Source organism: Thainema salinarum CENA647 (assembly GCF_057732415.1).
The window spans coordinates 1-12,422 of record NZ_JBYJZJ010000022.1 but is presented as its reverse complement, the minus strand read 5'-3'; the positions used below and the strand labels follow the sequence as shown (position 1 = coordinate 12,422).

Annotated in this window: 13 protein-coding genes and 1 pseudogene; 9 read left to right on the top strand and 5 right to left on the bottom strand. The window is 50.7% G+C overall.

The features are described from left to right. Window positions 1–123 precede the first annotated feature (123 nt). A complete protein-coding gene (locus tag AC286M_RS06700) occupies window positions 124–1,002 on the top strand; it encodes a pentapeptide repeat-containing protein (RefSeq protein WP_488203632.1) in 879 nt (292 codons plus the stop codon). 102 nt (window positions 1,003–1,104) lie between these two features. On the opposite strand, the gene AC286M_RS06695 is transcribed toward AC286M_RS06700, so the two are convergent. Beyond that, a complete protein-coding gene (locus AC286M_RS06695; RefSeq protein WP_488203631.1) occupies window positions 1,105–1,536 on the bottom strand; it encodes a DUF4112 domain-containing protein in 432 nt (143 codons plus the stop codon). A 270-nt stretch (window positions 1,537–1,806) separates the two neighbouring features. Here AC286M_RS06695 and AC286M_RS06690 point away from each other — a divergent pair, with 270 nt between their 5' ends. After that, the gene (locus AC286M_RS06690) at window positions 1,807–2,424 is read left to right on the top strand and encodes a methyltransferase domain-containing protein (protein WP_488203630.1); all 618 of its coding nucleotides are present in this window, start codon (window positions 1,807–1,809) and stop codon (window positions 2,422–2,424) included. 69 nt (window positions 2,425–2,493) lie between these two features. Here AC286M_RS06690 and AC286M_RS06685 read toward each other — a convergent pair whose 3' ends face one another. Together AC286M_RS06685 and AC286M_RS06680 are read right to left on the bottom strand one after the other, a co-directional pair. Further along, a complete protein-coding gene (locus AC286M_RS06685; protein ID WP_488203629.1) occupies window positions 2,494–3,408 on the bottom strand; it encodes a branched-chain amino acid transaminase in 915 nt (304 codons plus the stop codon). 29 nt (window positions 3,409–3,437) lie between these two features. Then, on the bottom strand, window positions 3,438–4,946 hold the full coding sequence (locus tag AC286M_RS06680; protein WP_488203628.1) for a DEAD/DEAH box helicase: 1,509 nt from the start codon (window positions 4,944–4,946) through the stop codon (window positions 3,438–3,440). Between the two features lie 144 nt (window positions 4,947–5,090). Between AC286M_RS06680 and AC286M_RS06675 the strand changes: the two genes are divergently transcribed. The 3 genes from AC286M_RS06675 (at window position 5,091) to recR (ending at window position 7,710) form a co-directional block, all read left to right on the top strand. Continuing rightward, on the top strand, window positions 5,091–6,404 hold the full coding sequence (locus AC286M_RS06675; protein WP_488203627.1) for a hypothetical protein: 1,314 nt from the start codon (window positions 5,091–5,093) through the stop codon (window positions 6,402–6,404). 132 nt (window positions 6,405–6,536) lie between these two features. Next, entirely contained in the window at window positions 6,537–6,809 is a 273-nt protein-coding gene (locus AC286M_RS06670) for a GlsB/YeaQ/YmgE family stress response membrane protein (protein WP_488203626.1), read from the top strand. 298 nt (window positions 6,810–7,107) lie between these two features. Next, the gene (recR, locus tag AC286M_RS06665) at window positions 7,108–7,710 is read left to right on the top strand and encodes a recombination mediator RecR (RefSeq protein ID WP_488208818.1); all 603 of its coding nucleotides are present in this window, start codon (window positions 7,108–7,110) and stop codon (window positions 7,708–7,710) included. A 156-nt stretch (window positions 7,711–7,866) separates the two neighbouring features. Here recR and AC286M_RS06660 read toward each other — a convergent pair whose 3' ends face one another. Then, a complete protein-coding gene (locus tag AC286M_RS06660; RefSeq protein ID WP_488203625.1) occupies window positions 7,867–8,610 on the bottom strand; it encodes a histidine phosphatase family protein in 744 nt (247 codons plus the stop codon). Window positions 8,611–8,732: 122 nt separating this feature from the next. Between AC286M_RS06660 and AC286M_RS06655 the strand changes: the two genes are divergently transcribed. The 4 genes from AC286M_RS06655 to AC286M_RS06640 all read left to right on the top strand — a co-directional run bounded on the left by AC286M_RS06655 (window position 8,733) and on the right by AC286M_RS06640 (window position 11,127). Then, window positions 8,733–9,875: an outer membrane protein gene (locus AC286M_RS06655; protein ID WP_488203624.1), complete on the top strand. Its 1,143-nt coding sequence runs from the start codon at window positions 8,733–8,735 to the stop codon at window positions 9,873–9,875. Window positions 9,876–10,084: 209 nt separating this feature from the next. Further along, on the top strand, window positions 10,085–10,285 hold the full coding sequence (locus AC286M_RS06650) for a hypothetical protein (RefSeq protein ID WP_488203623.1): 201 nt from the start codon (window positions 10,085–10,087) through the stop codon (window positions 10,283–10,285). Further along, a complete protein-coding gene (locus AC286M_RS06645; RefSeq protein ID WP_488203622.1) occupies window positions 10,276–10,677 on the top strand; it encodes a type II toxin-antitoxin system VapC family toxin in 402 nt (133 codons plus the stop codon). The genes AC286M_RS06650 and AC286M_RS06645 overlap by 10 nt, the downstream gene beginning before the upstream one ends. 174 nt (window positions 10,678–10,851) lie before the next feature. Next, window positions 10,852–11,127, top strand: coding sequence for a hypothetical protein (locus AC286M_RS06640; protein ID WP_488203621.1), 276 nt, complete (start codon window positions 10,852–10,854; stop codon window positions 11,125–11,127). Between the two features lie 4 nt (window positions 11,128–11,131). Here the strand turns inward: AC286M_RS06640 and AC286M_RS06635 are convergent. Next, window positions 11,132–12,349: pseudogene (locus AC286M_RS06635) on the bottom strand (IS256 family transposase). Window positions 12,350–12,422 lie beyond the last annotated feature (73 nt).

The following is a 12,422-nucleotide window of genomic DNA, read 5'->3' as shown; positions in this document are numbered from 1 at the left end:
CTTTGCCATACAACAATTTCAATCCGATTGTTCACCAATGCTTTCGGGATTCATCCCGTTTTAAGTTGAAGCGAGATCTTGGGCGATGTGTTGAGCCTACATTTCCTTCAGAGCATACTTGTAATGTACATGCCAGACTTGACCAATATCGTTAGTAGTAATCTGAGTCCTGAAGAGCTTTTGCGGCGCTACGCTGCAGGAGAACGCGATTTTCGCGAAATCAACCTGGTCGGTGCGGATCTGTCAGGCCAAGATTTACGTGGTATCAATTTTCGTCGGGCATTACTGAGCCGCATTAACCTGCGCAACACGAATCTAGCCAACGCCAATCTGCGGGAAGCCACGCTGATAAATGCGACCTGTGATGAGGCAGATTTCACCTTGGCTAATTTAATTGGTGCCAACCTAACGAATGCTAGCTTCAATCGGGCCAATCTTGCAGAAGCCGGTATGCGAGCTGCAGCCATGAATCATGTGCAGATGACAGGGGCCAATTTGCGAGAAGCGAACTTGGGCGAAGCGATTCTCGATCAGGCAACTCTGATCGATGTGGACTTAACTGAAGCGAATTTGAGCCGCGCTCGCATTGTCGAGGTGAATCTAACGGGAGCTATCCTAGAGGGCGCAAATTTAAGCAATACGGTACTCAATGGAGCCGTTCTAGCTGGGGCAAACCTCGTTTCGGCTATTCTCCACGGTACAGCGCTGGAATCTGCGGATTTGCGAGAAGCTGACCTCTCTCGGGCCAAGCTAAATGGTGCCAACCTGGTGAACGCGAATCTCAATCGAGCCAATCTGCGGGGAGCGGCGCTCAGTTGGTCATCCTTACGGGGCGCGAATCTACGAGGGGCCAACATGTATCGCACCAAGCTGAACTGGTCAAATCTCAGCGGTGCAACCCTGGCAGAGGCCGTGATGCTCAACGCCAGAGTTGAAAACACCAATTTCCGTAATGCTGATATGACGGGGACAATTTTGCCCGACGGCATCACTCACGATTAAGGCAGCACGAACCGTAACAGCGCAAAAACTGAATGAGCGATGCTCCCACCGCACGGTGGGAGCATCGCTCATTTGGCTTTCGAGGACAGATGGCAAATGAAATTACGGATTAAATAGCGGTTCGTCCTTTGCAGTCAGGGCATCAGCGCTCGATAAGCCTTCGATATCAAGCGTTTCTAGTTCGGGTTCCACCTGCTGCAAGTGTTTTTCGAGCAGACCTAAGTTCCGAATGTTCGACTTGTAAAATGCGTCGAAAATATCGCCAACAATCGGAATTTCACCAACCACGAATTCCAGTCCCACATTGAGCAACATCTGACGTAAGATCGGCCACGGTAAGCCGAATCGCGCCGCCATCACAATGATGTAAGCCGAAAAAGCCGTGGTCACCACGTCACCCAAACCTGGCACGAGGCCGAGAATAGGGTCAAGACCAATTTTGAATTTGGTGAAAGGTAAGCCAATTGAAGCATCTAGGATGCGGCTGAACCGCCGAATGCGATTTAGCGTTTTAATCTGCTCAAGCTTGTTCATGGGGTTGGCGTGTTGACTTCAGTGACAAATGAATGACAAATAATTTCTGATGCAACCAGTCTCACAATTTGCCTCAAGTTCGGCTAGGAGAGTGTACCGTCACAACTAATCGGTAAATTCTGTAGGCCCAAGCATGTATGAGTTATGCGATCACAAGTTTGTCTCAATTAGGCAATATGATTCAGAAATGATTCAACATTAAGATGAGCCGTTATTCGGCACACCTGCTGACAGATTGAAATCGCTCATTCTTTAGCTCTATCGAAAGCAATGACTCAGACTCCATCCAATTTGACTCCGGATGCATGGGAACAGCGCTATCAGGACGGTTCAACCCGCTGGGATTTGGGTCAGCCTGCTCCAGCCTTTGTGATGCTGCTCGACTCACCGGATGCGCCTCAACCCGGTTCCGTTTTAGTTTTAGGCGCAGGACGAGGCCATGATGCCCTGCTGTTTGCTGAGCGGGGATTTGAGGTAGTCGGGGTTGATTTTGCGCCCTCGGCCATCCTTGCCGCCACCAAAGCGGCCCGCGATCGCAACCTCCTGACCCAAGCCCAATTTCTTCAGCGCGATATTTTCACCCTAGAAGACGACTTTGCTCATCAGTTTGATTACGTGGTGGAGCATACCTGCTTTTGTGCGATCGCGCCGGAACTGCGGCCAGAGTACGTCCAGCTCGTGAGAACGGTGCTCAAGCCAGCGGGTGAGCTGATTGCGCTGTTCTTTACTCACAATCGACCCGGTGGGCCACCGTATGGGGTGACTCCAGAGGAGATTCGCGAGCTGTTTAGTGCTGAGTTTGAGATTCAATCCCTTGTACCCGTTGAGAACTCGGTGCCGTCTCGTCAGGGTGAAGAACATCTAGGGCGGTTTACACCCAAGGTTTAATCATGAAACCCAAAGAGAATATGCTGCCGCGCTGCGGCAGCATATTCTCTTTGGGTTTTGGATAGAGCGTTACTTGAGCGCGATCGCAAATACCCAGTCTTGGTAATCAGGGTCGCGGTTTTCGGTGATGGCCGTGAGTTTGTCGCGCAGCTTGTCCGTAATCGGACGATCGGTTGAGAGCTTATAGTTCTCGATTTGCTTGACGGGTGTAATCTTTGCCGCTGTGCCGCTGAGGAAGACCTCGTCGGCAATTAGTAACTCGGTTTTATCGATTGGCCGCTCGACAACTTCGATGCCCAGATCCCGCGCGATGGTCAGCACGCTGTCACGGGTAATCCCTTCCAGTATGTCCTGCTCGTAACCGGGGGTGATCAGCTTACCGTTACGGATCACAAAGACATTCATGCCGGATGCCTCGCTGACCTTGCCCTGGGAGTTCATCAGAATCGCTTCATCAAAACCGGATTCTACCGCTTCTGTCTTCGCCATTGAGGAGGTGATGTAGGCACCGCTGATCTTACCGCGCAGCGGCAGGCTGCGGTCTTCCTGCCGATACCAGGAGCTGATTCGGCAGCTAACGCCATCGGGCGAGAGATAATCGCCCAGCTCTAGACCGTAGACAAAGAAATCCTTCTGGACATTGTGCAAACGGGGCGCGATGCCTAAGTCCGACGTGTAGACAAAGGGGCGAATGTAGAATGACGTACTCGGCGCATTCTTTTTGACGAAATCGACAATCACCTGCTGAATCTTGTCCGCAGGCAGGTCAAACTGAAGAAAGCGAGCGCTGTTGCTCAACCGCTGGCAGTGACGATCCAGACGGAACAGCAAGATCTGATCCGAATTTTGCGGATCAGGGATGCCACGCAAACCACCGAACGCACCTGTGCCGTAATGCAAGGCATGGGTGGCAATGGAAATATTGGCCTGTTCAAATGGGACAAACTGATTTTGAAAATATGCGATCGGCAGAAAAGTATGCATGGCCATCGGGTTTTGAAATCGATTTATAGTCAGCGTTTCGGCGGAGATTCAGACGAATCCGAATGCCAGTCACCCTCTGCTTCGGCTGCTCGCCGGGTCGGAGGCATAGACTGTTTATTGTAAATCGGCTCAGGGGCAATTAGCTCAAGTTGAGTCTTAGCTTTACGTTTTTGGGTGGATTGTCGCCGCCGTTTGGAGACTCCTTCCTCAGTGGTTTCCTCGGCCACAACTTCATATAGAATGGCCTGTTTCGCGCCCGTGCCGCGCCGTAAGACTCGTCCTAATCGCTGAATATATTCCCGCGCTGAGCCTGTGCCCGACAGCAGAATGGCGACGCTAGCCTCCGGCACGTCTACGCCCTCGTTCAGCACATGGGAGGCGACGAGGGTGCGATACTCGCCCGTGCGGAAATTTTGTAGGATTTGGTGTCGCTCTTTAACAGGCGTTTGGTGGGTAATTGCCGGAATCAGAAAGTCCTGGGAAATCCGATAGACCGTAGCGTTGTCGTTGGTAAAAATCAGCGTCTGCTCCGGATGGTGATCCGCCAGCAAATCGGCCAAAACCTGAATCTTGCCTTCTGTACCCAACGCGATATTGCGCGCCTCCCGATGGGCTAGCATGGCGCGGCGACCCGACTGCGATCGCGCACTGGCTCGCACAAACTGCTGCCAGCCGTTCAGACTGCCTAGCCAAATATTCTCGCGTTGCAGAAAGTCGTTTCGCACTTGAATCAACTGGTCGTAGCGCTTCCGTTCCACTGCGGACAGCGCCACTTTGATTTGCACAATCTCATGTTCGGCCAGCGCTTTGCCGGCCAAATCCTCAGCCGTGCGGTGATAAACCACCTCGCCCAGCAGTTCATCTAAATCCTCATGCCGACCATCGGAGCGATCGGGTGTGGCGGTGAGTCCTAATCTGTAAGGTGCGATCGCAAATTCGGCGATCACTCGATTGAAGTCACTCGGCAAATGGTGGCACTCGTCGCAGATCAGAAACGCATACAAGTTGCCCAAGCTTTCCGCATGAATGGCGGCACTGTCGTAGGTTGAGACGAGGATGGGAGTGCGATCGCGGGAGCCACCACCCAGCAACCCGACTTCCACATTTGGAAAGGCCGTCTTCAACTGAGCATACCACTGGTGCATCAAATCCAGTGTCGGCACGGTAATCAACGTACTGCGCGGAATCGCCTGCATCGCCATTTGGGCTAAATAGGTTTTCCCGGCAGCGGTCGGCAGCACGACCACGCCGCGCCACTTATTCTTAATCCAGGCGTCTAGTGCCTCTTGCTGGTGGGGATAGGGCTTTTTCGTGAGCTGGGAGTTCAGCTCCAGCGGTTCAAAGGCCGATACCTTATCTTCAAATGACACCCCTTCAGCTCGCAGCGCTTCCACTAGGGGACGGTAGTGATTGGCGGGGATGCGAAACCGCTCAATCCGGTCATCCCAAACGGCGTAGTCAATCCAGCCTTTCCCCCTCGGTGGCGGATGGATAATCAGCGTGCCTCGGTCAAATTTGATCGTGGGGATGCGGGGCATGGGCAGGTGGTGGGCAGTAGAACACTTTTATCATATTAGGGCTGTCCTGATTTTTCTCTCTCTGTGGTGATGTCAACTGCTCACCAATGTGGCACTGTCGAGAGGCGAGATTCTGTGTATTGGTTTTTGAGAGGAGAAACAGCTTTGTCTACGGTATTTGAACGAGCGCATGAATTGAAACAGTCGTTAGTGGACTTTGTCTATGATGCCGAGGGCGAACTTGCGATCGCAATGGAGAAATCGATTGCTGAGCAGCTCAAAACGCCAGTGCGAGATATTAATCAGTCAGATTTAGCCTTTGATCGGTTTTTAACCGATTCTGAGACAGCTATTGATCAGTTCATTAAAGAAACTCCGAAATTATCGAAAACCGATAAGGCGCTGCTGCAAGGCTGGAAGCAGGCATTCATTGGTCTATTTGCCGTGAGCGAGGTGCTGCCGGACGGGTTGCGGCTGGTGAACTGGCTGACGGCCAAACCCTACACGGTGCGCTGGACTGACCCGAAGCGGCAGCAGGACATGGCGCGACTCCAGCCCCGCGATATTATCTTGAGCCGGATTGCGCCTGTGACTGAGACGGAGTGGATGTTTTTTGGCCCCTATGTGCTGAAGGGACGTTTAGGTAAGCCAAAATTGGCAGTTGCGATCGGAACCTTTAAAGACGATCACTGGCACTGTGTCTATGGCGATGCGCCGGAACTGCTGGAGGAAGCGTGGCAGTCGGTGGAGCGCTACCACGATGTATTTGTGAAGCACTTTGGCGGTGATCAGATTACGCTGTCGGGTTACGAGTTGAACAAGCAGATTGACGAGTTTCAGAAACAGGTGACGCAGCAGCATTTGGAAGCCGCAGGGATTGATCCGTCCAAACCCCTCACGGAACTGGCAGAAGAAGCGGGCATGACCAGCGAAGATATGGACGAAATTGCGGAGACGTTGGGGATTAGCCCCGAAACCCTGTCCAAAGTGCTGCTCAATCCCCGTGCGGCCAAGATGGCTTCTCCCCAGGTGCAACTGCCGCCGGAAATCAAAAAGGCGGAGCAGGTGACGGTGCTGGCGCATCCTCGCTGGGGACAAAGCCTGCTGACGAACTACCAAAAATTCCAAGATTTACTGGCTCAGCCCGTTGAACCCGATACGCCAGAGGCGCAGTCTTTGCAAAAACTGGTGCTGAACTATTTAAAAGATGACAGCATCAATGCCTTTGTCTGGCATCGGTTGGCTGAACAACACCCGAAAACGCTGGAAGCTGCCATCCAAATGGCGCTAGAGCGCCCAGATTTTCAGATCAGTGACTTAGATGCGCTGCTACAAGAGTTTAATAAGCCACTAGAGCCAGCGTTGCCAGAAATTGCGAGTGTGCCGCTACATTTGAATGAACTCTTTCAAGCGGCCCTAGCCGAAGTTAGCAAACCGAAAAAGAACAAGAAGAAGTCTAAGTCCAAAGGATTTCTCTAAGATTTTTCTGAATAAAACTTCTGCCTTGTGGCAAGGCCCTCTATCTCCTGTGATAGACGAGGATTGGGTTCCACTTTCGTAGACTAATTCATAGAAACGGTTTTTGATGCAATACAAAGAGGAACCCATTTTATGAATATTATTGCTTGGTTAGTACTTGGTTTAATTGCAGGTGCAATCGCAAAAGCGATTTATCCTGGACATCAGGGTGGCGGCCTTCTGAGCGCCCTCATCTTAGGTATCGTTGGTGCTTTCATTGGTGGTAGTATCGCTACTCTCATCACCACGGGGACACTGCAGCTAACGGCAGCTTCACTGAGTATTCCTGGAATTATCTTGGCTATTATCGGTGCGCTGATTGCCATCTTTATCTGGGGCTTTTTCCGCAGCCGGACAACTGCTTAATTTGAGCGACGAACCGAAAAAACAACTATTTGATTTTACTTAGTCACTTGATTAAGAAGTATAGCGAACGACCCGATTAGATTTGTCGGTCATACGCAAAATTAAATAGATATAAAAGCCGAGCGAGAGCGTCATGCTTTCGCTCGGCTTTTATTGATTGAGTGATTGAGCGAGTAACATCGTTGGTTTTGGTGTGATGCTTTAGGTGTGATGTTTTCTGGCCTTCATTGCTTCGGTTATCGCGCTCCATAGGTTTAAGGAGAAGATGTAGAGTAGAGAGGGAGAATTTAAGGGAGATCTGGCTACGGCTTACACACGTCCACTGGCTCGGTTGATCGAGCAGCTTCAACGACTGCCAGGAGTTGGGCCAAAGACGGCTCAGCGCCTTGCTTTGCACATTCTCAAGCGTCCCGAATCCGAGGTGTATGCGCTCGCGCAAGCACTGGTCGAGGCGAAGCAGCAGGTCGGTTTATGTTCCGTGTGTTTTCACCTGTCGGCAGAACCTGTTTGTGAAATTTGTCGGGCACCGAATCGGGATGAGCATACGCTTTGCATTGTGGCCGATTCGAGAGATGTGATTGCAATTGAAAAAACGCGCGAGTATAAGGGGCGCTATCACGTTTTGGGCGGTGTGATCTCGCCGATGGATGGCGTTGGTCCTGAACAGCTCCACATTTCACCGCTGGTGCGGCGGGTGAGCGATGGCGGTGTCAAGGAAGCCATTTTGGCGATTAGTCCCAGCATTGAGGGCGATACGACGACGCTCTATCTGGGGCAATTGCTGAAGCCGTTTACGAAGGTGACGCGGATTGCGTTTGGCTTGCCGATGGGCGGCGATTTGGAGTATGCGGATGAGATTACGTTGGCAAGGGCACTAGAAGGTCGGCGGGAATTAGATTAAAACCGAAAAGCGAAGTTGCCGCTGCACTACAGCGGCAACTTCGCTTTTCGGTTTTATATCAGGTTTGGTTGAAAACCCGTAATTTATTTTTGTGAAACGTTTGCGAAGCAAACGCTTCACAAAAATAAATTGGGCTCTTATACGCAGACTTGGATATTAAATCAAATGACTGGTGTCGTTGAATCGTTCAATTCGCCAGAGGGCGGTGTTGTTGCGCTGTATCGGCTGCGGCCAGCGAGATTGGTCAAGAGTAAATTCAAAGCGGGCAGTATGTTGGGCGGCGAAACCCCAGGCGCGATCGCAACCCAGCAGCTCAGTTACCAAGTACTGCAAAACACCCGCATGAGTGACGATCCAAATGCGATCGCAGTTTTGATGCTGGTCAATCAACTGCTGGATAAACTGCTGAACGCGATCGCGTCCCTGATTGGGTGTTTCAGCATTGGGAATCGGCATCCAGTCTAGTGTTGACAGGAGTTTTTCACACAAATCAGGATACTGTGCCTGTGCTTCTGCCCAAGTCAAGCCGTCGAAAATGCCGGGGTTGAGTTCGCTGAGCGCATGGGTATAGGTAATCGAAATTGGGACGGGTTCAGAGCTGGAAGATGGTGTCCAGTGGTAAACCATATCTGGACTGTCCGGGTGCAGGATGGGTGGCTTGGTGGGCAGTGAATCAGAAAATTGCGATCGCAACAAGATCTCCAGGGTTTGATGAGTCCGTAAGGCAGGACTGCAATAAATATGGGTGGGGCACCAGTTCGCTAGCTTGAGCTGGTGTCCTAGACGTTGTGCCTGTTCTGCACCGCGTTCAGATAGGGGATCGGTGTTGTTACTGCTCTGCATCCGCTGGACTTGATTGGCAACGGATTCGGCATGGCGGAGGAGGAGGAGGAGGAGCATAGGGGTTGGGAAAACGGTAATTTGCTTCGTTATTGATTCTTTAGGTGCAATTCTGCTCAAACTCCTTACTATAAAAGGCACTAAGACTATGTTTACTCCCAATTGCCCCAAGGAGATCAACCATGTACGCTGCTCGGCTTGCCCTAACTGGATGTACTGGCCTCGTTACGCTGCTCGCTTTGAGTGATGCGGCTTTTGCTAAAGCGAAATGGGATGCGGCCTCGCCTGCTGCGACTGCTCCAAATGTTGCGGTAGAACCGGAGACAAATCTATCTTCAGAACTTACGCCAGTCCTGGCCCAGACTGTTGTAGAACCTGTTTCAGAACCTGCTGCATCAGCTACCGATTCAATTGGTGCAGAACCAGCGTCTACTCTCGAACCCGTAGAACTTGCGCCATTAGAGCTGAACCCGTTGGAGACAGTGGAGACGGCAGAAGTATCTGATGAAGTAGAAACCAGCGCCGTGGAGACAAGCGCGATCGCACTTGAACCCCTGACCATTGGCTTCTCATCAACCTCAACCAATCTGGCTGAAGATCTATTCAACACCGAACCGCGTGGTTTAGAGTCACTGCCGACCGATCCGGTTTATCTCTCGCAGTTGCCCAATCCGTTTGGCATCCGAATGGGCTGGTATGTTTCGGCCTCGCCATCCCTGGTCTTTGGCTACGATGTGGATGCGGATTCGGTGACAGTACCTGCATTTGGACTTGTGCCGCTGCCGCCAGGGGTTTCGCCGGATGCATCGGTGGAACTGGATACGCAAACGGGCTTCGGCCTCAGTGGTGCGGTGGGCTATCGGTTCTCGGTGGCGCGGGCTGAGTTGGAACTGAACTACAACAACAACGATATTGACGATGTGACGCTCAACAGCGCGCTGATTCCAGGCGGCAGTCTAACGTCGGAATCGGACGGCAGCATTGATAATTTTGTCCTGATGCTGAATGGCTATTTTGATGTGCCCACCCGTGGGCGGTTGCGTCCTTACATTGGTGGCGGTGCTGGGATAGGAATTCTATCCGTCAATGACTTAGAGCTGGCGGTGCCGGGTTTGCCAGCGACAACGATTGATGATTCTGAAGTCGCCTTTGTCTTCCAGGGCAAGGCAGGCGTTACCTATCATTTAGCACCGTTTACGCATCTGTTCTTGGGCTATCGGCTCTTTGTCGTGCCGGGGCAAAATTTTGAGCTAGATGATGTGGAGTTTGATGCGGATTCGGTGTTTATCCACACGATTCAGGCGGGTGTGCGGCTCCAGTTTTAATGGATTCATTCCGTTGTGAGGAATACAAATTCCTGTTTACATAAACCCCGAATTGTAAGGGCGAACGGCCATTCGCCCCTACGAAAATGTCTATTATGAATTGGATTTATTCATAAGACAAATTGCGATCGCGCTTGATTTCTGAAAATACGGTTTCATAGGTCATCATGGAGTTGAGCCAGCTTTCTATCCACTTGGGAATTTAAGCCATGCTAATCCAGCAAATTCTGCAAGAGCTTCAAGCTCTACCTGAAGAGAAACTAGCTGAAATTTATGATTTGATTCACTATTTCCGTTTAGGTCTTAATCAGGAAATAAATGAGCCTCGTATCCCTGGTCTACTGACTGGTCAACTCGGAGACGCTTTCTTTGAACCCTTGCCTGAAGAGGAACTCCAGCAATGGGAATGAGCTATCTCCTCGATACCCATATTTTGCTATGGTGGCTTTTCGATGATCCAAAGCTAGATGACACTTGTCGAGACATCATCCGCAGTCCTCAAAATTGTATTCTTGTCAGCAGTGCCTCTGCCTGGGAAATCGCCACCAAATATCGTATTGGCAAGCTTCCAGAAGCAGCAGAATTGGTCGGAGCTTATACGCAAACTTTGCAAGAGGCTAGGTTTCTTGAACTTTCTATCACTGCTACACATGCTCTGAGAGCTGGAAGTCTCCCTATCAATCATCGTGATCCTTTTGACAGGATGCTGATGGCTCAAGCCGAACTCGAAAATTTACCGATTCTCACCTACGATGAAGCTTTTCAAACTGGCTTGATTCAAACCATCCCTAAACGGAAATGATTTCTACAAGCGAAAAGAATCGCACCTCCGATACATCAAATTTGAAGACTGCGATCGCATATCATCGGCGTGCATCGACGAGTTTGACGCGGTGATCGTTGGTTAAGTTTGGGCGATCGCAGGATTGAGCTGTGTGATCGTTAGTGTGACGATGCCATCAACGAGTTGAGCGCTGTGATCGTTGACGGCATTGATAAATATCTTATTTATGCGGGTGCAACTATTGTTGTAATCAATGCAGTTAACGCTGTGATCAATGCAGTGAAAGAGTTGGGCAGTGAATGCGTTATCGGCACGGGTGCAATCAACGTAGTCACGAGCCTCACTCAAGAATGCAGAAGTGTGGGTGTTGTTGGCGCGGAGTGCAGTAAAGAATTGGGATGTGACTTCGATGATGGCATGGGGTTAGTCGTTGTTGCGGGTATGTCAAATAGATTGTGTCAAAGGTAAAAACTCAAGTTGGAAAGCGATCGCTGAATTCAATCGCGAAGCGGTTGAGAGCGGGTTTCCAGTCGCGAATGGGCATGGTTCACTTTTTGGCAATATTTTGAATTGCCAAGTAGATAACTTTTAGGGCAGATTCATCGGTTGGAAAAGCTCGGTGGTTTTTAATCACCTTTCTAAGAGTCATATTCATCGATTCAATCGCATTGGTCGTATAGATTGCTTTACGAATCTCCGGTGAAAAAGCAAAGAAGGGAATAATCCGCTGCCAATGATGAAGCCAAGACCTGCTAATGGTTGGATATTGCTGGTCCCACTGCTCGGCAAACTCAACTAAGCGCTGCTCTGCTTCAGTCTCAGTGCTGGCCGTGTAAATCAGCTTGAGGTCTGCTGCAACCGCCTTACGGTCTTTGTAGGACACATAGCGGAGTGAATTTCGTACCATGTGAACAATGCACAACTGCACCTGGGTTTGAGCAAAGACCGCTTCAATGGCATCGGGAAAGCCAGTGAGGCCATCACAGCAAGCGATGAAGATGTCTTTGAGACCCCTATTTTGCAGCTCTGTGAGCACTTGAAGCCAAAATTTGGCAGACTCGTTCTGGGTCATCCACATCCCCAAGAGTTCTTTGGTGCCAGACAAGTTAACCCCAAGCGCCAAGTGAATCGCTTTGTTGATCACCCGCCCGTCTTGTCTGACTTTGACCACGATGGCATCAAAATAGACGATGGGATAAACCGGGTCGAGCGCGCGATTTTGCCAAATTTTACGCTCCGTTTCAACCGCATCCGTGACGTTCGAGATCAGCCCGGCTGAGACCTCAACGCCATACAGGTCTTGCAGTTGAGCCTGAATGTCACGGGTACTCATGCCCCTGGCATAGAGGGACAAGATCTTGTCATCAAAGCCCTCGAAGCGGGTCTGCCCCTTCTTGACGATGATGGGTTCAAACTCACTGTTGCGGTCACGGGGAACATTGATTTGAGCTTCTCCAAACTCCCCTTTGATGGTCTTCTTGCTGTGGCCGTTGCGGCGGTTACGAGTTGGCTTGACGTCGCTTTCAGGCTCCGCCTGTTGCTCGTCCAGATGGGTTTTCATTTCCGCATTCAAGCAGCGTTCCACCAAAGCCGCCGTGAGCTGCTTAAGAATCCCTCCATCCCCCAGCAGGTCTTCGGGATTCTGATAGCCTTTAAGCAATTCATCCAGGAGTTCAGGTCGAAAAGTCATAGTACGAGTCTCTTAGGTTCAATAGTTCATTAGATCTCATCTCTGACCTTTGACACAATCTAATTTACAATCC